The organism is Nocardia sp. NPDC024068 (assembly GCF_040638875.1).
In the GTDB taxonomy this organism is placed as follows: Bacteria; Actinomycetota; Actinomycetes; order Mycobacteriales; family Mycobacteriaceae; genus Nocardia.
Genome location: NZ_JBEZYU010000028.1, coordinates 27,969 through 54,639, shown reverse-complemented (window position 1 = coordinate 54,639; position 26,671 = coordinate 27,969). Strand labels below are relative to the sequence as shown.

At 70.0% G+C, this 26,671-nt stretch carries 1 protein-coding gene (running past one end of the window); it reads right to left on the bottom strand.

Annotated features, from left to right (window positions below; genetic code table 11):
- The coding region annotated (locus AB0F41_RS20600; protein WP_357426090.1) for a non-ribosomal peptide synthase/polyketide synthase crosses the window boundary (this coding region is incomplete at its 3' end): on the bottom strand, positions 1 to 26,671 show 26,671 of its 41,162 nt. The annotated region extends 14,491 nt beyond the left edge of the window.

Below are 26,671 nucleotides of genomic sequence, written 5' to 3'. Positions count from 1 at the left end.
GGGCCACCAGATCGCCGGTGCGGTACATCCGCGAACCGCCGGGCCCGAACGGGTTGGGCAGGAACCGGTCGGCGGTCAGCGCCGCCCGGCCGAAGTAGCCGCGCGCCAGCTGCGGCCCCGCCAGATACAGCTCACCCGCGGCGCCCGGGGGCACCGGATGCAGCCGGGCGTCGAGCACATAGGCCTGGGTGTTCCAGACCGGGTAGCCGATCGGCACCGTCGCGGAGACGGAATCCGGCACCACCGCGTAGGTGGAGTTGACCGTGACCTCCGTCGGTCCGTACAGGTTGACCAGTGCCACGTTCGGTACCCCGAGCCGCCGGAACGCCAGCACCGACTCCCGGGTGAAGGCCTCACCGCCGACCAGCAGCGCCCGCAGCGTGCCGAGCGCGGCCGGATCGGTGGTGGTGGCGAAAATGCTCAGCAGGGACGGAACGAACGAGGCCAGGGTGACCCGTTCCTCGGCGATCGTCCGGGACAGGTACCCGGTATCGCGATGCCCGTCCGGGGTGGCGACCACGGTCCGCGCGCCGCTCAGCAGCGGGGCCAGCGGCTCCCAGACCGAGGCGTCGAAGGTGGCCGGGGTCTTGTACAGCACCACATCGTCGGCGGAGAGCCCGAATTCGGTGACCAGCCAGCGCATCTGATGATGCAGCGCGGCATGGGTCACTCCGACGCCCTTCGGGCGGCCGGTGGATCCGGACGTGAAGATCACGTACGCCAGCTGGTCCGGGCGCAGCGGGAGCAGCCGCTCGGCGTCGGTTACCGGGGTGTCGGCGTAACCGGAGAGATCCAGCTCGTCGAGCACCAGGCGCGGCAGGCCGGCGGGCGCGAAATCGTCCCGGCCGGTGGTCAGCACACAGACCGGTGCCGCGGTATCGAGCACATAGGTCAGGCGTTCGGACGGCTGGTCCAGATCCAGCGGCACGTAGGCGGCACCGGCCTGCAGCACCGCGTGGATGGCAACGGCCAGATCCAGCGACCGGCGCATACCCAGCGCGACCCGGGTATCGGGTCCGGCGCCCGCCTCGATCAGCCGCCGCGCCAGCCGGGCGACCCGCCCGGCGAATTCGGCGTAGGTGAGCGTTTCGCCGGGTTCGGCGCCCGACCGGTCGACCACGGCGACCGCCTCGGGGGTCGCGGCGGCCTGTTCGGTGAACCAGTCGACGACCGTGCCCGCCGGGTCCACCGGACGGCCCACGCCGTGCCAGCCGCGCAGTTCCTGCGCGGCCTCGGCCGGTTCCAGCATCGGCAGATCGCCGAGCGGCCGCTCCGGCGTCTTGGTGAGGGTTTTGAGCAGCCGCAGGAAACGGCGGCCGAAGGTCGCCACGGTATCGGCGTCGAACAGATCGGTGGCGTACACGAACTTGGCCGTGATACCCGCCGCGGTTCCGGCCTGCTCACCGATCCGCTCGGTGAGTTCCAGGGCCAGATCGAATTTGGCGGTTTCGATGGGCAGTTCGACCCCGCCGATGGTGAGGCCGGGCAGCTCCATACTGACCTGCCGGGTGTTCTGCAGCGACAGCATCACCTGGAACAGCGGGTTGCGGGCCTGCGACCGCGCCGGGTTCAGGATCTCCACCAACCGCTCGAACGGCAGATCCGCATGCCCGAACGCGGCGATATCGGTGGCACGCACCGCCCCGAGCAGTTCGTCGAAACCGGCCGCGGAATCGACCTCGGTGCGCAGTACCAGGGTGTTGACGAACATACCGATCAGATCGTCGAGCGCGCGTTCGCCGCGGCCCGCGACCGGGGTGCCGATGGCGATATCGGATTCACCGGACAACCGGGACAGCAGTACCGCGAACGCCGCGTGCACCACCATGAACAGCGTCGCGCCCCGGCCCCGCGCCAGTTCGCCCAGCGCGGCATGGGTATCGGCGTCGATTTCGAACAGATGGGTGGCGCCGCGGCCCGAGGCGATCGCCGGACGCGGGCGGTCGGCGGGCAGATCCAGCTGTTCCGGGATACCGGCCAGCGAATCGGTCCAGTAGGAGATCTGCTCGGAGATCACCGATTCCGGATCGTCCTCGGACCCCAGCACCTGGCGCTGCCACAGCGCGTAATCGGCGTACTGGACCTCCAGCGGACGCCAGCCCGGCTCCCCGCCCTCGATCCGGGCGGCGTACGCGGTGACCACATCGCGGAAGAACGGCGCCATCGAGAAGCCGTCACCGGAGATGTGGTGCACCACGAACCCGAGAACGTGCTCGGTCGGGCTGATCTCGAACAGCCGGGCGCGGAACGGCACCGTGGTGGTCACGTCGAAACCGGCCAGCACGACCTCGGAGAGGCGACGCGGCAGGTCGGTCTCGCCGACGTCGATCGGCGTCAGATCGGGGATCACCTGCGCGGTCGGGACCACCTGCTGATAGGCGGTGCCGTCCACCTCCGGATAGAAGGTGCGCAGCGATTCGTGCCGGGCCAGCACATCGGCGACCGCCACCTGCAGCGCCTGCCGGTCCAGCAGGCCCGACATCCGGACCGCGACGGTGATGTTGTCCACCGCGGATTCGGGGTCGAACCGGTTCAGGAACCACATCCGCTGCTGGGCCAGCGACAGCGGCACCCGTTCCACGACCTCACCGGAGGGCAGGGTCTGGGTCGGGCGCGGCTGCGGCACCAGCGCGGCGTGCGATCCGGCACCGGCCCGGCTCTCCGCCCGCGCGGCCAGCGCCGCCACGGTGGAGGCCTCGAACAGTTCGCGTACCGCCAGTTCGGTATCCAGTGCGGCCGACAGCCGGGCCGCGACCTGGGTGGCGCTGAGCGAGTTACCGCCGAGGGCGAAGAAATCATCGTCCAGGCCGGCCCGCTCCACCCCGAGCACCTCGGCGAAGGTGCGGGCCACGATCTCCTCCACCGGTGTGGTGGGGGCCCGGAACACCGCCGCCTCGAATACCGGGGCGGGTAGTGCCTTGCGGTCCAGTTTGCCGGAGGCGTTGAGCGGGAAGACGTCCAGCGCCATGATCGTGGCGGGCACCATATAGGCCGGTACCTGCGCGGACAGATCCTCGCGGACGGTTTCGATATCGAGCTGCGCGCCCGCCGCGGCCACCACGTAGCCGACCAGCTGATCGCCGGTATGCGGATCGCTGCGCAGCACCACCACGGCCTGATCGACCTCGTCGATGCCGGTGAGCGCGGATTCGATCTCGCCCAGCTCGATTCGCAGACCGCGCAGTTTCACCTGGAAGTCGGTGCGGCCCAGATAATCCAGTTCCCCGGCCGGGGTCCAGGACACCAGGTCGCCGGTGCGGTACATCCGCCGACCGGTATCGAAGGGATCGGCCACGAACCGGTCCGCGGACAGATCCGGGCGGGCCACATAACCACGCGCCAGCTGGGCGCCCGCGAGATACAGCTCGCCCGCGACACCCACCGGAACGGGTCGCAGCCGCTCGTCGAGGACGTACAGCCGGGTGTTGTAGACCGGCGCGCCGATCGGCACCGAAACCGTATCGGCGTCGGTGACCTCGTGGAAGGTCACGTCGACCGCGGCCTCGGTCGGGCCGTAGAGGTTGTGCAGTGCGGTGCCCGTCAGTTCCCGCAACCGCTGCGCGGGTTTCGGCGACAGCGCCTCACCGGAGGAGAACACCATCCGCAGCGAATCACAGCGGGTGGCCACGCCCGATTCGGCGAGCGCCCCGACGAAAACGGTGAGCATGGACGGAACGAAATGCGCCACCGTGATCCGCTCGGCCTCGATGATCTCGGCCAGGTAGGCGGGATCGCGATGCCCATCGGGTTTGGCGACGACCAGTCGCGCACCGACCTGCAGCGGCCAGAAGAACTCCCAGACCGACACGTCGAAGGTCGACGGCGTCTTCTGCAGTACCGCGTCCTCGGGGGTCATCCCGTAGTGGTCCTGCATCCACACCAGCCGGTTCACGATCGCCGCGTGCGATACCGCGACCCCCTTGGGCCGGCCGGTGGAACCCGACGTGAAGATGACGTAGGCGGTGCCGGCCGGGAAAACCGGGGCCCAGCGGTCGCGGTCGGTGACCTCGTCCTCGCGGTAGCCCGACAGATCCAGCAGATCCATCCGCACCTGCGCGGTATCGATGGCCAGATCGGCGCCGGAGGTCAGCACACACACCGGGTCGGCGGTCTTCAGGATGTATTCGGTGCGCTCGGCCGGATGATCCGGGTCCAGCGGGACGTACGCGCCGCCGGCCACGGCGACCGCGTACATCCCGACCACCAGGTCGATGGAACGCCGCATACCCAGCGCCACATACGATTCCGGCCCCACACCGCGATCGATGAGCCAGCGCGCCAGCGGATTCACCCGCGCGGCGAACTCGGCATAGGACAGCGTCGTCCCGTCGAAGGTGAGCGCGGGCGCGTCCGGGGTCCGCGCGACCTGCGCGGTGAACATCGAGACCAGGGTGGCCGCGGCGTCCACGGTGTGGTCGGTCGCGTTCCACCGCGACACCACGAGTTCGCGCTCCCCCGCGCCCAGCAGGTCGATCTCGCTGATCGCGCGGGCCGGATCGGTGGTGATCGCGGTCAGCACCCACACCAGGCGGTCCGCGATCCGGCGGACGGTCTGTTCGTCGAACATCTCGCGCAGGTAGCCCGCGCGGATCCGCAGCTCCGAATGCATCGCCGCGACCAGGGTCAGCGGGTAGTGGGTGGCGTCGGCCGCGTCCAGGCCGGTCACCGTCATCCCGTCGATATCGGTGGCCTGCGCCTGGATACCTTCCGCGTCCACCGGATAGGACTCGAACACCAAGAGCGTGTCGAAGAGCGTGGCCATACCGGCGGCGCTCTGGATATCGGAGAGGCCGACATAGTGGTGGTCGAGCAGATCGGCCTGTTCGGACTGGGTGCGGACCAGTACCTCGCGCGCCGATTCGGACTGATCGAAGCGCACCCGCACCGGAACGGTGTTGATGAACAGGCCGACCATGGTCTCCACCCCGGACAGCTGCGCCGGGCGGCCGGAGACGGTGGCGCCGAACAACACATCGTCACGGCTGGTCATCCGGCCCATCAGAATCGCCCAGGCCACCTGCAGCACGGTGTTGGCGGTGACCCCGAGTTCCGCGGCCAGCGCGGTGAGCCGGGCGGTCCCGGCCGCGTCCAGGCCGAACTCGTATTCGCCGGAGAGCGCGTTGATCTCGTGCGAGGAGGCGCCACCGCTGTCCGGGCGGGTCAGCAGGGTGGGCTCGGTGATCCCGGACAACGCGTCCGCCCACACCGAGACCGACGCGGCGTGGTCCTGGCGGCCGAGCCAGTCCAGGAAGTGGCGGTAGGAACGGGCCACCGGCAGCGCGCTGCTGTCGGCGTGCGCCGCGTACAGCACCAGCAGATCCCGCATGAGCAGCGGCATCGACCAGCCGTCGAGCAGGATGTGATGGTTGGACACCACGAACTGCCATTCGGCCGCACCGACCTGGATCAGGGTGAACCGGATCAGCGGCGGTTCGGTGAGGTCGAAGCGCCGCAACCGGTCGGCTTCGATGAGTTCGGTCGCGTCACCGGTGGCGGCGCGATCGTATTCGGCCCAGTCGACCCGGACACTGTCGAGCACCACCTGGACCGGGTTACCGGCGGAATCGGTGACGAACGCGGTGCGCAGGTTCTCGTACCGGTCCACCAGTGCCTGGGCCGCGGCCCGCAGCCGGGTCGCGTCGACGCGTCCGGTGAGGGTGAGCACCGCCTGCGCGGTGTACACATCGACCGACTGCGCGGCGAGGCGGGCGTGGAAGAGCAGACCGGCCTGCAGCGACGACAGCGGCCACACATCGGCCACCGGTCCGGCGAACTGCCGTTCGAACCCGTCGATATCGCGCTGCGCCAACCGGACCAGCGCGAAATCCGACGGCGTATGCCCGCCGGCCCCGGCCGAATCGGCATGCCGGGCCACCGCTTCCAGCGCCTGCACCCAGAGGTCGCCGAACTCCCGTACCTCCTCGGGCGACAGCAGCGTGGAGGGATAGCCGATCCGGGCGGTGAGCGCCTCGCCGACCACGATGGCGTTGATATCCAGCGGCGCCATCGCGGGCATATCGGCGTCGTAGGCGCCGCCGAGGGCACCGAGTTCCGGAGCCGGGATCCAGCCGAATCCGCGCAGCGCGTCCGGGATCTCGCTCTCCGCGACGCGGCCCAGATAGTTGAAGCTCACCTGGCCCGGCAGTTCCGCGGGCAGCTCACCGGCGGTTTCGGGGTTCATATAGCGCAGCAGGCCGTAACCGATGCCCTTGTCCGGCACCGACAGCAACTGTTCCTTCACGACCTTGAGCGCGGCGCCCAGTTCCGGGCCGCCGGTCAGCGCGGCCGTCACGTCGATCCCGCTCAGTTCGAACCGGACCGGGAAGATCGCGGTGAACCAGCCGACCGTACGCGACAGATCCGCGCCCGGGACGACCTCTTCCTCACGGCCGTGGCCCTCCAGCCGCAGTAGCAGGGCGTCGTCGGCGCGCACACCCGGTACGCGGCGCTTCCGCCAGACCGCGGTGGCCAGGGCCAGGGCGGTCAGCAGGCCGTCGTTGACACCGCCGTGGAAAAGCGCCGGGACCGTGGTGAGCAGGGTCCTGGTGACCTCCGGCGAGACCTCGACCCGGTGGATGTCGGTCATCGCGGAGGTGTCCACGGCCGGATCCATCCGGCGGTCGGTCAGCAGCGGGTCGGCGGTACCGGCGACGGTGCGCCAGTAGTCCAGCTCGGCCGACCGGGCCGTACCGCGGGCGTTCTCCTCCAGCGCATGCGCCCACGACCGCATGGAGGTGGCGGGTGCGGGCAGTTCCGGCGTCTGCCCGGCACTGTGCGCACCGGCCGACGCCACGAAATCGGGAACCAGGATGCGCCAGGAGACGCCGTCGACCACGAGGTGATGGGCGATCACGATCAACCGGCCCGCACGGGCGGCGGAATCGGGTTCGAGCCAGACGAACCGCACCACGACACCGGCGGCCGGGTCCATGCGGTCCAGCGCCGCGTCCACCGCGGCCGACGCGATCTCGAACAGCCGTTCGTCGTCGGCGGCCGCGTCGAACACGGTGTGGTCGATCAGGGCGGCCACGTCGACGGTGCCGGGTTCGGCGGTCTCCACCACCCAATCGCCGCCCTCGCGGTAGAGGCGGGCGCGCAACATATCGTGGCGGTCCAGCACCGGCGTGACCACGGCCTCGATGGTCGCGATATCCACGCCCAGCGGCAGTTCCAGCGCCATCAGCTGGTGGAACCGGCCGAACGAACCGGCCCGCTCGGCCATGAATCGCACCACCGGCGTCGGCGGCATGGTGCCGACCCCGGCGCCCGGCAGTTCGGCGAACACGGGCGCGGCGCTGTCCCCGGCCGCGGCGGTCTCGGCGACCGTCGCCAATCCGGCCACGGTGCGCTGCTCGAACACATGCCGCGGGGTGAAGACCACACCGCGGGCCTTGGCCCGCGATACCAGCTGGATCGAGACGATGCTGTCACCGCCGAGGGCGAAGAACGAATCGTCCACACCCACCCGGTCCACGCCGAGCACCTCGGCGAAGATATCCGCGATGGTCTGCTCCAGCGGGGTGCGCGGGGCCCGGAACGCGGTGTCGGTGGCGAAAACCGGTTCCGGCAGCGCGCGCCGGTCGAGTTTGCCGACCGGGGTCAGCGGGATGCGGTCCAGCACCATGATCGACGACGGCACCATATAGGCGGGCAGCCGTTCCTCGATATGCGCGGTCAGCGCCGCGATATCGATCGAATGACCGGGCCCCGCCACCACATACGACACCAGCGATACCGCACCCGCGGCGCTGGTGTGGCCGAGGGTGACCGCGAAGTCGACGGTCTCGTCGGCGGTGAGGGCGTTGTCGATCTCGCCGAGTTCGATACGGAACCCGCGGATCTTGACCTGGAAGTCGGAGCGGCCCACGTATTCGAGCCGATACTCGGTCTCGCCGTCGTCGAGTTCCCGGGCCGCCCAGCGCACCACATCGCCGGTGCGGTACATCCGCTCCCCGGGTGCGTACGGGTCGGCGACGAAACGTTCGGCGCTCAGCCCGGCCCGGCCCAGGTAGCCCCGGGTCACCTGGATACCGGAGACGTACAGTTCGCCGGCCACCCCGTCGGGCACCGGCCGCAGCCGGTCGTCGAGCACCATCGACCGGATACCGCGGTTCGGACCGCCGATGGTGAGCGCGTCGCCGGGCCGCAGCGGTGCACCGATATTGACCACGATGGTGGTCTCGGTCGGGCCGTAGACATTGTGGAAGGCGCGCAGCGGCCGCTCCGGCAGACCCGGATCGCCCAGCGGCACCGCCCATTTCGCGAGCAGTTCCGGCGAGTACGCCTCGCCGCCCACCGCCAGCACGCGCAGACTGTCCAGCCCCGCGGGATCGAGGGTGGCCAGCGCGGCCGGGGTGATGAACAGATGGGTGACCTGTTCGGCGCGGATGAGTTCGTACAGCTCCTCACCGCCGTAGACCCCGGTCGGCACGATCACCAGAGCGCCGCCGGGCCCGATCGCGAGCAGCAACTCCATCAGGGAGGCGTCGAAACTGGGCGAGGAGAAGTGCAGGGTCCGGGAGCCCGAATCCATCCGGTACCGCTGCACCTGTTCGGCGGCGAAGTTCGCCAGACCGGCATGCGGTACCGAAACACCCTTGGGCACACCGGTGGAACCGGAGGTGTAGATGATGTAGGCGGTATTCGCCGGCCGCAGCGGGCGCACCCGGTCGGCGTCGGTGACCGGGGCGGCGTCGAAGCCGTCGAGGTCGAGCTCGTCGAGTACCAGCCATTCCACCGTCTCCGGCAGCCCGTCGCGCATCGACGACACGGTGAGGCCCACGGGCGTCCCGGAATCGGTGAGCATATGGGCGATCCGGTCGGCCGGATAGGTCGGATCGATGGGGACGAAGGCGGCACCGGATTTGGTGACACCCCATTCGGCGAAATAGGAGTCCATCGATCGCGGTACCGCGATCGCCACCAGATCCTCGGTGCCGAGTCCGCGCCCGATCAGCAGCCGGGCCAGCCGGTTGGCGCGGGCGTCGAGTTCGCCGTAGGTGAGCCGCTCGTCCCGGAACACCGCGGCCAGGGCCGAGGGATCCTTCGCGACCGCTTCCGCGAGCAGTTCGGGCAGGGTGCGCCCGGGCAGCCCGGGGCCGCCGGTGCGGGCCACGATCTCGGCGCGTTCGGCGGCGTCGAGGATCTCGATCTCACCGAGTACCGCCGCCGGATCGGCCGCGACCGCGGCCAGCAGGCGCTGCCAGCGGGTCACGAAGGAGCGCGCGGTGGATTCGTCGAACAGTTCGGTGGCGTAGGTCAGCGCCAGATCCATACCGGCCGACGCGTTCTCGCCCAGGGTGAACTGCATATCGAACCGGGAGACGTTCTCCTCGAGATCGAGCGCCGAAACACCGAGACCGGCCAGATCCAGCACCGGGCGTTCGTTGTTCTGCAGCGACAACGCCACCTGGAACAGCGGGTTGCGGGCCTGCGACCGCTCCGGCGCCAGGAGTTCCACCAGCCGCTCGAACGGGACGTCGGCATTGCCGAAGGCATCCAGATCGGCCTGTTTGGCCCGGCCCAGCAGTTCGGTGAAGGATTCACCGGAATGCACGGCGGTCCGCAGCACCAGGGTGTTGACGAACATGCCCACCAGATCGTCGAGGGCCTGTTCACCGCGTCCCGCGATCGGGGTGCCGACGGCGATATCCGGGCTACCGGACAGCCGGGCCAGCAGCGCCGCCAGTGCCGCGTGCAGCACCATGAACAGCGAGGCCCCGTTCTCCCGGGCCAGTTCGTCGAGCCGGGCCACCAGCTCGGCCGGCAGGCTCGCGCGTACGGTGGCGCCGCGCAACGACGCGACGGCCGGGCGCGGCCGGTCCAGCGGCAGCGTGAGTTCGTCGGGCAGATCGTCGAGAGCGCGCTGCCAGTACCCGACCTGGCGGGCCATCGGCGATTCGGGATCGTCCTCGCTGCCGAGCACCTCGCGCTGCCAGAGCGCGAAATCCGCGTACTGCACGGCCAGCGGCTGCCAGCCGGGGGCGCTGCCCTGGGCGCGGGCCGTGTAGGCCACCATCACGTCACGGGTCAGCGGGGCGGCGGAGAACCCGTCGCCGGCGATATGGTGCACCACGACGACCAGGACGAATTCCCCGGGCGCGGTGGTGAACAGCCGGAATCGCAGCGGGACCTCGTGCGCCACATCGAAACCGGCACCGGCGAACGCGGTGACGGCGGCGATGAGCTCGTCGGCGGGCACACCGACCGGCCGCAGATCCACCGCGACCTCTTCGGCCGCCACGATCTGCTGCATCGGCGTGCCGCCGTGGTCGGGGTAGCGGGTCCGCAGCGATTCGTGCCGGCGGATCACATCGGCGACGGCCAGCCGCAGCGCGTCGATATCCAGATCGCCGGTCAGGCGGATCGCCATCGGCAGGTTGTAGGCGGCCGACGAGGTGTCGTACTGGTTGAGGAACCACATCCGCTGCTGCGCGTACGACAGCGGTACCGCGTCACCGGTCTCCCGCTGCCGCGGCAGCAGGGCCGCGCGGGCGGCGGCGCCGGTGCGCGATTCCACCCGGGCCGCGAGCATCTCCACCGTGGGGGCCTCGAACAGGGCCCGCACCGGCACCTCGGTACCCAGCGCGGCGGCGATCCGGGCGGCGACCCGGGTCGCGATCAGCGAGTTGCCGCCCAGATCGAAGAAGTCGTCGTCGGCGCCGACCCGCTCGATCCCGAGCACATCGGCGAACACTCCGGCGACAGTTTCCTCGATCGGAGTGGCCGGGGCGCGGAATCCGCGGGCGCGGGCGGCCGGGGCGGGCAGGGCCCGGCGGTCCAGCTTCCCGTTGACGGTCAGCGGGATGGCGTCCAGCTGCACCAGCGCGGCCGGGACCATATAGGCGGGCAGCCGCTCCGCGGCGCCGTCGCGCACCGCGTCCAGATCGGGCGCGGATTCGGAATCGGCGACCACGTAGGCCACGATCCGCTGGTCACCCGGGGTGTCCTCACGGACGACGACCGCGGTCTGCGCGATACCCGGCTGGGCCAGGACCGCCGCCTCGATCTCGCCGAGTTCGATGCGGAAACCACGGACCTTCACCTGATCGTCGGCGCGGCCCAGGTATTCGAGTTCCCCGGCGCGGTTCCAGCGCGCGAGATCGCCGGACCGGTACAGGCGGGCGCCCACGGCACCGGGTTCGGCGAACGGATCGGCGACGAAGCGGGCCGCCGTGAGATCCGGGCGGCCGAGGTAGCCGCGCGAGAGCTGCCGGCCGGCCACGTACAGTTCGCCCGCGACGCCCACCGGCGCCGGCCGCAACCGGCTGTCCAGCACGTAGACCTTCAGCCCGGCCAGCGCCCGGCCGACCACGCTGCCCGCCGCACCCGCGATGGTGGCGGCATCCAGCGCGCGGTAGGACACGTGCACGGTGGTCTCGGTGATGCCGTACATGTTCACCAGCAGCGGTGACGCGGTCTCCCGATCGCCGACCACGTGGGTGCGCCCGGCGGTGCCGTCGCCGTGCCGCGCCACCCAGTCGGTGAGCCGGCGCAGTTCCAGCGCCTCGCCGCCGAATACGACGTAACGCAGTGCCAGCGGACGTTCGGCGCGCGCGGTCCGATCGGCCTCGGCCAGCTGGTAGAACGCCGACGGGGTCTGGTTGAGCACCGTGACCCGTTCGGTGCGCAGCAGTTCCAGGAACTGCTCGGGCGACCGGGAGGTGTAGTAGTCGACCACCACCAGGGTGCCGCCGTACAGCAGCGGTCCCCACAGTTCCCACACCGAGAAGTCGAAGGCGTAGGAGTGGAACAGCGTCCACACGTCCTCGGGGCCGAAGCCGAAATCACGGTCGGTGTTGGCGAACAGCCGCACCACATTGCGGTGCGCCACCGCGACGCCCTTGGGGCGGCCGGTGGAACCGGAGGTGTAGATGACGTAGGCGGTGTTGTCCGGGCGCAGCGGGGCGAGCCGGTCGGCGTCGGTGATCGGGCCGTCGTCGGCGTCCTCGATATCGCCTGCCTCGACCGCGAATCCGTCCACGACCACCCGCGACAGGCCGGTGGGCAGGTCCACCTGCACGCTGGAGTCCAGCACCACCACGGCCGGGGCCGAATCCTCCAGGACATAGGCGATGCGCTCGGCCGGATAGCTCGGATCCACCGGTACGTATCCCGCACCGGACTTGATCACCGCCAGCAGCGCTACCACCAGATCCAGTGACCGGGGCAGCAGGACGGCCACCAGGGTTTCCGGTCCCGCACCGTCCTGGATGAGCCGGCGGGCCAGCACATTCGCCCGGCGGTCCAGTTCGGCGTAACTCAGCCGGTCGGCACCGGACCGCGCGGCGGGCCGGTTCGGATATTCGCTCGCCGCGGCGTCGAAAAGACTGGCCAGAGTGGCTGTTTCCGGCAGGTCGACCGCCCCGCCCGCGACGGTGAACACACCCGGCGCGGCGTCCGCGCCGGAACTCACCCAGCGCCGCGCCACGTCCAGATGCTCGGATTCGCCGAGCAGATCGATATCGCCGACCGCCAGACCGGGTTCCTCGGCGATGCTGCGCAGCACCCGCAGCAGCCGGTCGGCGAAGGCCGCGACGGTCTCGGGATCGAACAGATCGGTGGCGTAGGCCCATTGCATCCGCAGACCGCCGTCGGCCGCACCCGCGGTGCCGACGGTCAGCTGGATATCGAATTTGGCGGTGCCCGGGTCGAAATCGACCGCGGACAGTTCCACATCGGGCAGGGTCACGGTGCCGATATCGGCGGCGGAGGCCGCCTCGAAGGTCAGCGCGACCTGGAACAGCGGGTGGTGCGCCTGAGAACGCACCGGGCTGATGATGTCGACCAGCCGCTCGAACGGCACATCGGCGTGCGCGAAGGCCGCCAGATCGGCGCGCCGGACCTGGGCCAGCAGATCGGCGAACGTGGCCGCCGGATCGACCTCGGTGCGGAGCACCAGGGTGTTGACGAACATACCGACGAGATCGTCGAGGGCCTGCTCGCCACGTCCCGCGATGGGAGTGCCGATGGCGATATCGGTACTACCGGCCAACCGGGCGGTCCAGGTGGCCAGCGCGGCGTGCATCACCATGAACAGCGTGGTGCCGTGGGCGAGTGCCAGCTCCTCGAGCGTGGCGCGCAGGTCGGCGTCCACCGTGAACTCGTGGGTGGCGCCGCGGGCCGAGGCGATCTCCGGGCGCGGCCGGTCGGACGGGAGCTCCACCTGGTCGGGGAGATCGCGCAGCCGCTCGGTCCAGTAGCCGATCTGCTTGGCGGCCACCGAGTCCGGGTCGTCCTCCGAGCCCAGCACCGCGCGCTGCCACAGCGTGTAGTCGGCGTACTGCACGGCCAGCGGCTCCCACGCGGGAGCGATACCGCGGTGCCGATCGGTGTAGGCGACGACGAGGTCGCGCAGCAGCGGCCGCAACGAGAATCCGTCGGCGCTGATGTGGTGGGCGACCAGCACGACGATATGGGTGCGGTCGTCCAGGCGCAGCAGACTCGCCCGGAACGGGGGTTCGGCGGTGACGTCGAAGAACACCGCCGCCAGCTCCAGGACGCGGTCGGCGAGCCCGGCCGCGGTGACCTGTTCCGGTTCGATCGCGAGATCGATCTCGGCGGGCGCGAGCACGCGCTGCTGCCCGATTCCGTCGACCTCCGGGTAGACGGTCCGCAGCACTTCGTGCCGCTCCACCACATCGGACAGCGCGGCGCGCAGCGCGCCGAGATCCAGGGTCCCGGTGAGACGTACGGCGACGGGGATGTTGTTCACCGCGGTGCGGCTGTCGAAGCGGTTCAGGAACCACATCCGCTGCTGGGCGAGCGAGAGCGGCACCAGGTCGCCGCGCTCCTGCGGCACCAGCGGCGTGCGGCCACCCGCACCCGCCGAGGTCTCCAGCCGGGCGGCCAGCGCCGCCACGGTCGGCGCCTCGAACAGCACCCGGACCCCGACCTCGGTGTCCAGCGCCGTGCCGAGCCGCGCCGCGACCTGGGTGGCGACCAGCGAGTTACCGCCGAGGGCGAAGAAATCATCGTCCAGACCCACGCGCTGGGTGCCCAGCACATCGGCGTAGGTGGCGGCCACGATCTGCTCGATCGGCGTCGCGGGGGCACGGAACACCGCCGCGGTGAAGGTCGGCTCCGGCAGCGCTCGCCGGTCCAGCTTGCCGGAGGCGTTCAGCGGGAAGGCGTCCAGCACGAGGTAGGCGGCGGGCACCATATACGCCGGCAGGGACCGGCCGAGTTCGGCCGCGATGGCGGCGGTGTCGATGCTACGACCGGGTTCGGCGACCAGATAGGCCACCAGCGCCTCGCCGGTACGGGCGTCGGTGTGCACCACCACGACCGCCTGCGCGACCGTGTCCAGCCCGGTCAGGTGGGCCTCGATCTCACCGAGTTCGATACGCAGACCGCGCAGTTTCACCTGGAAGTCGGTGCGGCCCAGGTAGTCCAGTTCGCCGGCCGCGTTCCAGGACACCAGGTCGCCGGTGCGGTACATCCGGTCACCGGAACCGAACGGGTCGGCGAGGAAACGGTCGGTGGTGAGGTCGGGACGGCCGACGTAGCCGTGCGCCAGCTGCGCGCCCGCCAGATACAGCTCACCCGGGACACCCACCGGCACCGGCCGCAGCCGCGAATCCAGCACGTAGAGCCGGGTGTTGAAGACCGGCGCGCCGATCGGCACCGACGCGGTGTCGGCATCGGTGACCTCGTGGAAGGTGACATCGACCGCGGCCTCGGTCGGCCCGTAGAGGTTGTGCAGCCGGGCGCCGGTGAGCTCGCGCATGCGCTGCGCGGTCGCGGCGGGCAGCGCCTCACCGGAGGCGAAGACGTTGCGCAGGCTCGCGCAGACGAGTTCACCGGGTTCGGACTGCGCGGCGACCGCGCCCACGAACACCGACAGCATGGACGGTACGAAGTGGACGGTGGTCACCCGCTCGGTGTCGATGAGCCGGGCCAGATACACCGGGTCGCGGTGCCCATCGGGTTTGGCGACCACCAGGCGGGCGCCGACCTGCAACGGCCAGAAGAACTCCCAGACCGACACGTCGAAGGTCGCCGGGGTCTTCTGCAGCACCACATCGTCGGCGGCCAGACCGTATTCGGCGTGCATCCACACCAGCCGGTTCACGATCGCGGCATGCGAAACCGCCACGCCCTTGGGCCGGCCGGTGGAACCGGAGGTGAAGATGACGTAGGCGGTGTTGTCCGGACGCAGCGGGCGGAAGCGGTCGGCGTCGGTCAGCGGTTCGCCGGAGAACTCGCTCAGATCCAGGGTGTCGATACGCAGTTGCCGCGCCGAGGTGGTCTCCAGGTCGTCACCCGAGGTGAGGACGCAGACCGGGCGTGCGGTCTCCAGGATGTGCTCGATGCGCTCGGCCGGATGATCGGGGTCCAGCGGCACGTAGGCACCGCCCGCGGCCTGCACCGCGTACATACCGGCCACCAGATCGATCGAGCGCCGCATCCCCAGCGCCACATACGATTCCGGCCCCACGCCGTCCTGTATCAGCCGGCGCGCCAGGCGGTGGACCCGGTCGGCGAACTCGGCGTAGGACAGACTCGTCCCCTCGAAGCTCACCGCCACGGAGTCGGGGGTGCGGGCGGCCTGCGCCTCGAACACCGCGACCAGGGTGGCGGCGGCATCGCCGGCGGGGGTGGTCAGGGCCGCGTCGACCGGGAACTCGGTGGCGTTCCACCGGTCCAGGATGCGCAGCCGCTCGGTCTGCTCGAGCAGTTCGATATCGCCGACCGGGGCGTGCGGCGCCGCGGCGATCGCGCGCAGGATCCGGCCGAAGCGCAGGGCGAAGGCCCGCGCGAAATCGGCGTCGAACAGATCGGTGGTGTAGACGAGTTCGGCGTCCATCTCGGTGGACGGGTCCGGCTGCTCGCTCAGGGTGAGCTGCAGATCGAATTTCGCGGTGGGCGATTCGATCGCGAGTTCGGTGACCGTCAGACCGGGCAGTTCCAGCGAGGCGCGGCCCAGGTTCTGGAACGACAGCATCACCTGGAACAGCGGATGCCGGGCCTGCGACCGCACCGGGTTGAGCACCTCGACCAGCCGCTCGAACGGCACGCCGGCATGCGCGAAGGCCGCCAGATCGTGTTCCCGGACCTGGCCGAGGAGTTCGGCGAACGTCATCGCCGGATCCACCCGGGTGCGCAGCACCAGGGTGTTGACGACCATACCGACCAGATCGTCGAGTGCCTGTTCACCGCGGCCGGCGACCGGGATGCCCACGGCGATATCGCCGGTACCGCTGAGCCGGGCCAGCAGCGCCGCGTAGGCGCCGTGCACCACCATGAACAGGGTGGTGCCGTTGGCCCGGGCGACCTCGTTGAGCGAGTCGACCAGGTGGCCCGGAAGCTGGAACCGATGGGTCCCGGCGAGGTTGGCCGGTTCGGCGGGCCGCGGTTTCGGAGTGAGCCGCAGCTCCTCGGGCAGACCCGCCAATTCGGTACGCCAGTAGTCGAGTTCCCGCGAGATGAGGGACCGGCGGTCTTCCTCGGACCCCAGGGTTTCGCGCTGCCACAGCGCGTAGTCCACGTACTGCACGGTCAGCGGCGTCCACGCCGGGACCTCACCGGCCGTCCGCGACATATAGGCGGTGACCAGATCCCGCACCAGCGGCCGCATGGAGAAACCGTCCGCGGCGATATGGTGCGCGACCACGACGAGGACATGTTCGCCGGGCCCGCGCCGGTACACCCGCATCCGGACCGGCGGCGCCGCGGTCACATCGAAACCGCGCGAAGCGAATTCGGTGAGCGCGGCGACGAGTTCACCGGTCTGCGCGAACGTTTCGTCGCCGGCCGCGGCGATATCGACGACGTCGATATCCGGGACGGCCTGCCCGACGGGCAGCACCTGCTGATACCCGACGCCCTCGTGCGAGGGGTAGACCGTGCGCAGCGATTCGTGCCGGGCCACCACATCGGAGACCGCGCCGCGCAGCGCGGCGAGGTCGAGTTCGCCGCTCAACTGCACCGCGGCGGGGATGTTGTTGGCCGCCGAACCCGTATCGAAGCGGTTGAGGAACCACATCCGCTGCTGCGCCAGCGACAGCGGCGGCCGCTGCGGGCGGGGCCGCGGGCCGAGCAGCGCCGGCCGCAGCGACGTCCCGGCGTGCGAGCTGACCCGCGCGGCCAGACCGGCCACCGTGGGCGCCTCGAACAGGGTCCGGACACCGACCTCCGCGTCGAGGGCGGCGGCCAGGCGCGCGGTGGCCTGGGTGGCGATCAGCGAGTTGCCGCCCAGGTCGAAGAAGTCGTCGTCGGCGCCGACCCGGTCGACACCGAGCAGTTCGCCGTAGATACCGGCGACCAGTTCCTCGACCGGGGTCTGCGGCGCGCGGAATTCGCGGGCGACGAGTTCGGGGGCGGGCAGCGCGCGGCGGTCGAGTTTGCCCGCGGGGGTCAGCGGGATCTCGGCCAGCACCATGATCGCGGTGGGCACCATGTACGCGGGCAGCCGGTCGGCGGCATGCGCGGTCAGCGCGGCGATATCGACCGTATGTCCGGGCACCGGCCGCACATAGGACACCAGCACCGTGGAACCGGTTTCCATCCGGTGCCCGACGGTCACCGCGAAATCGACATCGGCGTGGGAGCCGAGGGTGGCGTCGATCTCGCCGAGTTCGATACGGAAACCGCGGATCTTGACCTGGAAGTCGTTGCGGCCCACGTACTCCACCACGGGACGGCCGACGCCGTCCCGTCGCCAGCGCACCACATCACCGGTGCGGTAGAGGCGGTCGCCCGCGTCACCGTGGGGGTCGGCGACGAACCGGGCGGCGGTCAGCCCGGGCCGGGCCAGGTAGCCGCGGGCCAGCTGGATTCCGCCCACGTACAGTTCCCCGGCCACGCCCTCGGGCACCGGGTTCAGATGATCGTCGAGCACCAGGGCGCGCATACCGCGCACCGGGCCGCCGATGGTGACCGGGTCGCCGGGCAGCAGCCGGTCGCTGATATTGGTGGCGACGGTCGCCTCGGTCGGACCGTAGGCGTTGTGGAAACGCCGTCCGGTGGCCTGGTTCTGGGAGACCGACCATTTGGCCACCAGATCCGCCGAAACCGCTTCACCACCGGCGATGATGACCCGCATACCGGACAGATCGGCGGGGTCCAGCGACGCCAGCACCGACGGCGTGATCAGCCCCACGCTGACCCGCTCCCGCGCGATCAGCTCGCCGAGTTCCTCACCGCCGTAGGTGCCCGGGGGCACCACGACCAGCGCGCCCGCGCTACCGACCGCCAGCAGCAGTTCCAGTATCGAGGCGTCGAAGGACGGGGACGCGAAGGCCAGCGCCCGCGTCTCCGAGGTGAGGCCGTAGCGCTGCACCTGTTCGGCGCCGAAGTTCGCCAGACCGCGGTGGCTCACCGCGACGCCCTTGGGCAGACCGGTGGACCCGGACGTGTAGATCACATAGGCCAGCTGGTCGGCGCGCAACGGCGCGAGCCGGTCGGCGTCGGTCACCGGCCGCGTGGCGGCCGCCGTGATCTCGTCGGCCACGGCCGGATCGTCGAGCACCAGCCATTCGCCCCCGCCGATCGGCGGCAGGGCGTGCACCTCGGCGTCCAGCGTGATACCCAGGTGCGCACCGGAATCGGAGATCATATGGGCGATCCGGTCGGCCGGATAGGCCGGGTCCACGGGCAGGAACGCGGCGCCGGTACGCGCCACGGCCCATACCGCGAGTACCGATTCGATCGACCGCGGCACCGCGACGGCCACCAGTGTCTCCGGACCCGCTCCGCGCGCGATGAGCACGCGCGCCAGCCGGGTGGCGGCGGTATCGATCTCGTCGTAGGTCAGCGACCGGTCGCCGGCGACAACCGCCTGGCCGTACGGGTTCGCCGCCGCGGCCTCGCTCATCAGATCGGCCAGCGTTCGCGGCGGCTGCGCGGGACCGCCGGTACGTGCCAGCAGATCGGCTCGTTCGGGGGCGTCCAGCAGTTCGAGTTCGGCGACGGGACGCCGCGGATGGTCGAGGATCTGCTCGAGCACCCGCACGAAACGCTCGGCCAGGGAGTGGATCGTCGCGTCGTCGAAGAGATCGCGGGCGAAGGAGAATTCGCCGAGCATCCCGGAGTCGGAGCCGCCGGCATCGCGCAGCGTCAGCGCGAGATCGAATTTGGCGAGATCGATATCGAAATCGACCGGCGCCACCCGCAACCCGGGCAGTTCGAAATTGCGGTCGGGCAGATTCTCGAACGACAGCGCCACCTGGAACAGCGGATGCCGGGCCTGCGAACGCGCCGGGTTCAGCACCTCCACGAGCCGTTCGAAGGGCACATCGGCATGCGCGAACGCCTGGAGATCGGCGTTGCGGGCCCGGCTCAGCAGCTCGGAGAAGGACATCGCGCCCTCGACCTCGGTCCGCAGGACCAGGGTGTTGACGAACATGCCGATGAGATCGTCGAGGGCGGCCTCACCGCGCCCCGCCACCGGCGTACCGATGGCGATATCCGACATTCCGGACAGCCGTGCCAGCAGGACCGCCAGCGCGCTGTGCACCACCATGAACGGCGACGCGTTGTGGCCGCGGCCCAGTTCCACCAGGCGGCGCTGGATATCGGGCGCGATCACGAAGGTATGCGTCCCACCGCGGAAGGACGATACGGCCGGCCGGGGCCGGTCGGCGGGCAGCATCAGTTCGTCCGGCAGATCGGCCAGTTCCCGTTTCCAGTACCGGATCTGCTTGGCGATCAGCGAATTCGGGTCGTCCTCCGACCCCAGCACCTCACGCTGCCAGAGCGCGTAATCGGCGTACTGCACCGGCAGTTCGGCCCAGGCCGGCTGCTCCCAGCTGGTCCGGGCCGCGTACGCGACCATCACATCGCGCGCCAGCGGTCCCATCGACCAGCCGTCGGCCGAGATATGGTGCACCACCATACCGAGCACGAATTCGGTCTCGCTGATCTCGAACAGCCGGGCGTGCAGCGGGACCTCGGTGGTCACGTCGAAGGCCATGGTCGCCAGTTCGATCAGATGATCGAGCAGATTGTGCTCGGTGACCGGGACCGGGGTCAGGTCGGGCACGATCTGCGCGGCGTCCAGGATCACCTGCACCGGGGCACTGCCGGTCTCGGGGAACACCGTGCGCAGCGATTCGTGGCGGTCGATGACATCGATGACGGCGACCTGCAACGCCGCCACATCCAGTTCCCCGGACAGCCGGATCGCGACCGGGATGTTGTTGACCGCGGATTCGGTGTCGTAGCGGTTGAGGAACCACATCCGCTGCTGGGCGAGCGAGAGCGGCACCTGGTCGGGGCGGGTACGCGCGACCAGGGCCTGGAACGCGCCGTCACCGGTATGGGATTCCACCCGGCCGGCCAGCGCGGCGACCGTGGGCGCCTCGAAGAGCATCCGGACCGGAACCCGGGTGTCCAGCGCGATACCGAGCCGGGACACCACCTGGGTGGCGATCAGCGAGTTGCCGCCGAGATCGAAGAAATCGTCATCGGCGCCGACCCGGGGCAATCCCAGTACGTCACCGAAGATCTGGGCGACGATCTCCTCGATCGGCGTGGTGGGCGCGCGGAATTCGCGCACCTCGAACAGCGGGGTGGGCAGCGCGGCCCGGTCCAGCTTGCCGGAGGCGTTGAGCGGGAATTCCTCCAGCGTCACGATCACCGACGGCACCATGTACTCGGGCAACCGGCGGCGCAGCGCGTCCTTGAGGTCTTCGCCGGTGGCGTCGGCGACCACATAGCCGGCCAGCTGATCACCGGCCACGGTATCGATCACCAGGACGGCGGCCTGCCGGACGGCCGGAGTGTCCAGCAGCGCGGCCTCGATCTCACCGAGTTCGATGCGCTGACCGCGGAATTTCACCTGGAAGTCGGTGCGGCCGATGTATTCGAGCACGCCCGGCCCGCCGTCACCGGCGGGGGCCCAGCGCACCAGATCGCCGGTGCGGTAGAGGCGGTCGCCGGGGGCGCCGAAGGGATCGGCGACGAAACGTTCCGCGGTGAGTTCGGCGCGGCCCTGATAGCCGCGCGCCATCTGGACGCCGCCCAGATACAGCTCACCCGCGACGCCCACCGGTACCGGCAGCAGCGCCGAATCCAGCACGTAGGCACGGGTATTCCAGACCGGGCGGCCGATCGGCACCGAGTCCGGCTCGCCACCGGGAACCGTCCAGGCGGTGGAGTTGACGGTGAACTCGGTCGGGCCGTAGAGGTTGACCACCTCGGCCTGCCCGAACCGGCGGAACTGGGTCACCGTACCGGGGGCGAGCGCCTCACCGCCGACGAAGATCTTGCGCAGCGAGGTGCATTCGGCCGCGGGGGCGGTCGCGGTGAACACCGACAGCAGCGAGGGCACGAACGAGGTCATGGTGACCTGGTGCCGCCAGATGACCTCGGACTGGTACAGCGGGTCGCGATGCCCGTCGGGGACCGCGACGATCACCCGGGCCCCGACGATCAGGCCCGCGTAGACCTCCCACAGCGAGGCGTCGAAGGTGACCGGGGTCTTGTGCAGGACGACGTCCTCGGCGCCGATCCCGCTGTATTCGATCTTCCACGAGATCTGGTTCACCATCGCGGCATGGCTCACCGCCACGCCCTTGGGGCGGCCGGTGGAACCGGAGGTGTACAGCACATAGGCCGTGTTGTCCGGACGTACGGTCCCGCGCCGGTCGGCGGCGGTGAGTTCGGTGTCCGGATAGGACGTCAGGTCGAGTTCGTCCACCAGCAGCGCCGGCCGGTCCCCCGCGACCTCGGCATCGGCGGCGGTGGTGAGCACGACCACCGGATCCGAACTCGCCAGCACGTATTCGGTGCGTTCGACCGGATGGTCGGGGTCGATCGGCACATACCCGCCGCCCGCGGCCAGCACCGCGTAGAGGGAGACGAACATATCGAGCGACCGGCGGATACCGACCGCCACCAGGGTCTCCGGTCCGACACCCGCGTCGGCGAGCCGACGCGCCAGCCGGTTCACCCGGCCGGCGAACTCGGCGTAGGTCAGTTCGGCGGGGTCGCCGAACTCCCCGTCCGATTCCTCGCCCGGGTCGTAGCTCAGCGCCGTGGCGTCCGGGTTGCGGCGCACCCGGTCGTAGAACAGATCCAGCACCGTGGTGGCCTCGGCCACCGGATGCGCGGTGGCGTTCCAATGGTCGAGCACCGTGGCCCGTTCGCCGGGCTCCAGGATCTCGATCTCGCGCAACGGGATACCGGGGCGGCCCACGATCTCACGCAGCACCCGCTCGTAACGCCGGTTGAATTCGATGGCCGTGGCCTGGTCGAACAGATCGGTGGCATACGACAGCGCCGCCGCGAGCCCGGCCGGTTCGCCCTGGGCGTCGCGCTGTTCGGTGAGGGTCCAGAGCAGATCGAATTTGGCGATCGGCACCTCGAGTTCGGCGGCGCTCACCGACAGACCCGGCAGTTCCAGCGTCCCGTAGGCCATATCCTGCATCGACAGCATGACCTGGAACAGCGGATGCCGCGCCTGCGAGCGCGCCGGGTTCAGCACCTCCACCAAGCGCTCGAACGGCACATCGGCGTGCGCGAACGCCGACAGATCGGTTTCCCGGGTGTCGCCGAGGAAATCGGCGAACCCACGGGCGCCGTCGAGCTCCGACCGCAGCACCAGGGTGTTGACGAACATCCCGATCAGATCGTCGAGCGCCTGCTCACCGCGACCGGCCACCGGAGTACCGATCGCGATATCGGAGGTACCCGACAGTCGCGACAGCAGCACCGCCAGCGCGGCGTGCAGCACCATGAACAGGGTGGAACCGTTCTGCCGGGCCAGCGCCGAGAGCTGCGCGTGCAGTTCCGCGTCGATGGTGAACCGCTGCTGCGCACCGCGATAGCTCTGCACCGCCGGGCGCGGCCGGTCGGCCGGGAGGTCGAGTTGGTCCGGCAGACCGACCAGGGCCTCCCGCCAGTACGCGATCTGGCGGGCGGCCATGGAATCCGGATCGTCCTCCGAACCCAGCAGTTCCCGTTGCCAGATGCTGTAGTCCTGGTACTGCACCGGCAGCGGCGCCCAGCCGGGCGCGTCGCCGGCCGCGCGCGCCACATACGCCGCCGCGACATCGCGGGCCAGCGGGCCGAAGGAGAAACCGTCGGCCGAGATGTGGTGTACGACGAAGGCGACCGCGTGTTCGGGGGTGCCGTTGGACCGGCCGCCGGTCACCTCGTAGACGCGCACCCGGATCGGGAGCTCCCGGGTGACGTCGAAACCGGTGGCCGCGAATTCGCCCAGGACGACGGCCAGTTCGGAGTCGTCGATCGGCTGGACCTCGATATCGAGCGCGACCTGCGAGATCGGCAGCACCGACTGGTATCCGCCGTCCCCGGATTCCGGGAACACGGTCCGCAGCGACTGCTGCCGCTCCATCACGTCCATCAGCGCGGCCTGCAGCGCCGCGATATCGGCGTGCCCGCGCAGATGGATCACGAACGGCAGGTTGTAGGTGGGTGCCGCGGGATCGAACTGGTTGATGAACCACATCCGCTGCTGTGCCAGCGACAGCGGCACCCGTTCGGGGAGCCGCTGGGCCACCAGCGGCGGGCGGGCCTGCGCCGGCCCACCGGATTCGCTGCTCTCGGCCCGGGCCGCCAGCCCGGCCACCGTCGGGGTCTCGAACAGTGTCCGCACCCCGAGCCGGATCCCGAACGCCGTACTGATCCGGGAGACCACCTGGGTGGCGACCAGCGAGTTACCGCCGAGATCGAAGAAGTTGTCGTCCACACCGACCTGGCGCTGTCCCAGCACATCGGCGAAGATCGCCGCCACGACCTGTTCGGCCTGGGTGCGCGGCGCCCGGAAGGCCGCCGCGTCGGCCGCGAACACCGGTTCGGGCAGCGCTTTACGATCCAGTTTGCCGCTGGTGTTGAGCGGCAGCGCCGCGAGCACCAGCAGTGAGGCGGGCACCATATAGGCGGGCAGTTTCTCCCCGAGGAACCGGATCAGTTCGGCGGGTTCGACGCCGTGTCCCGGCGCCGGCACCACATAACCGGCGAGCTGCTGACCGGTGGCGGTATCCACCACCAGTACCACGGCCTGGCTCACCGCGGGATGCGCCAGCAGATCGGTTTCGATCTCACCGAGTTCGATGCGCTGGCCGCGGAACTTCACCTGGAAATCGGTGCGGCCGATGTATTCCAGCAGCCCGTCGGCACTCCAGCGCACCAGGTCGCCGGTGCGGTACATCCGCTCGCCGGTCTCCCCGGAGGGGTCGGCGACGAAACGGTCGGAGGTGAGATCCGGTCGGCCCACATATCCGCGGGCCAGCTGCCGGCCCGACAGATACAGCTCACCCGGGGCGCCGATGGCGGCGGGCCGCAACCGCGCGTCCAGGACCTGGACGCCGACATTCCATTCCGGGATACCGATGGGCACCGAACCCGTTTCCGCGCCGGTGGCCTCCCAGTAGGTCACCGAGACAGCGGCCTCGGTCGGGCCGTAGAGGTTGTGGATACCGGCGTCGGTGATCGTCTTCATCGCGACGACGGTTTCCGGGGGCAGCGCCTCACCGATCACGAACACCGTGCGAAGCGAGGCGCACTGTTCGGGGGTGGCGTGCCCGGCGAACACCGTCAGCATCGACGGGACGAAATCGGTGATCGTCACCCCGTGCCGGGCGATGGTCTCGGCGACGTAGACCGGGTCCCGATGCCCGTCGGGGGTGGCCAGCACCAGTTCACCGCCCGACATCAGCGGCAGGAAGTAACCCCACAGCGAGACGTCGAAGGTGGTGGCGGTTTTCTGCAGGTAGACGTCGTCGGCGGTGAAACCGTACTCATCGAGCATCCACAGCTGCTGGTTGACGATGGCGTGATGGGTCACCGCCACGCCCTTGGGCCGGCCGGTGGAGCCGGAGGTGTAGATCACGTAGGCCGTGTTGTCGGGGCGCAGTGGCGCGCGCCGCTCGGCGTCGGTGATCGGGGTATCGGCGAACTCGTCGAGGTCGAGGGTGTCCACCGCCAGCACCCGCACCGAATCGGGCAGCTCGAATCCATCGGCGGTGTGGGTGAGCACACAGACCGGATCGGCGCTGTCGAGGATGTAGGCGGTGCGCTCGGCCGGGTGGTCGGGGTCGATCGGCACATAGGCGCCACCCGCCCGCAGTACCGCGTGCATGGCCACGACCAGCTCCGGCGACCGGCGCATGCCCAACGCCACCAGCGATTCCGGGCCCACGCCCTCGGCGATGAGCTTGCGCGCCAGCCTGTTCACCCGGGCGCCGAACCCGGCGTAGGACAGACTCGTCCCCTCGTAGGTGAGCGCGGTTCGGTCCGGTGTCCGCGCCAGCTGGGCGTCCAGCAGCGCGGGGAGTGTGGTCACCGGGACCTCGTGGGCCCCGTCGTTCCACTCCCGGGTCGTCTGCTCGAGTTCGGCGGCGGTGGTGATATCCAGCCGCCACAGCCGCTCCTCGGCGTCGGCGGCCAGGTACCGGTCGAAGAATTCCAGGAACCGCAGGTGGTGGCGGCGGGCCTCGTCCTCGGAGTACAGGTTCGGGTTGGTCTCGAAGTCGATATGCGAGCGGGTGCCGCCGACCGACTGATAGAAGTTGACGCCCAGATCCTCGATACTGCCGGTCGACAGCACCTGGATGCTGCCGACCACCTCACCCAGCCGGATCTCGTCCTGGAACAGCATGATGTTCACCCACGGACCGAAGAACTCCGTGGTCACCACACCCGCGCCAGCGCTGTCGCGGCGGATGTCCTCATGCCGGTAGCGCTGATGGCGCAGCGCCCCCGATACCGCCAGCTGGACCTGTTTACGCAGGTCGGCGATGGTGGTTTCGGGTCCGACGTGCAGCCGCAGCGGCACGATGTTCGACGACACACCACCGGAGCGGCGCATCAGCGCGGTGGTGCGCGCGGTCACCGGCAGGCTCAGGATCACATCCGAGACGCCGTTCCACTGCGCCAGATAGGCCGCGAACGCCGCCAGCAGTTCCTGGGCGGGCGAGGATTCGTAGCGCTGCACCGCCGCGGTGAGCAGGGCGTTCTGTTCGTCGCCGAGGGCGGCGTGCGAGATACCGTTACGGGCCGCGGGAGCGGCCGAACGCCCCGCCAGGCTGGTGCCTTCCTCCAGTCCGGCGACCCGCTCGGACCAGTACTGCTTATCCGATTCGAACCGGGTGCTGTCGCGGTAGGCGATCTCCTGGTCGTACAGGGTGCGCAGATCCGCCGCCTTGGCCGGCGTCGCCTCCGTCCGGAGCATGTAGGCCGTGTACAGCTCGGCGATCCGGTTCATATTGTTCATCGCGCCGTAGCCGTCGAGCGCGATGTGATGGGCGCGCGAGTACCAGTACCAGTGGTCCTCGCCCAGGTGCAGCACGGCGGAGCGGACGAGACGGTCCTCTGTCAGCTCCAGCGGACTGCTGTATTCGGCGCGCATCCATTCCTGCGCCGCCGCCACCGGATCGGCGGCGTCGCGCAGGTCCACATAGGAGACCAGGTCGTATTCGGCGATGCCGTGATCGATGAACTGCAGTGGTTCGCCGTCGCGTTCCACGATCCGCAGGAACCCGGAGCCCAGTTCATGGGAGGCATCCAGGCTCGCCCTGCTCAGGGTGTCGACATCCAGTTCGCCGTGCAGCTCCACGTACTGGGCGATGGTCACCGGCACCTGCGGGTCCACGTGCTGGGCGTACCAGATGCCCAGCTGCGCGGGCGACAGGGGGAACAGGCTCCCTTCGGCGGCGGCAGTGCCGCGTTCCGTACCGTTCCCGCCGTTGTCCAGCCGGTCCAA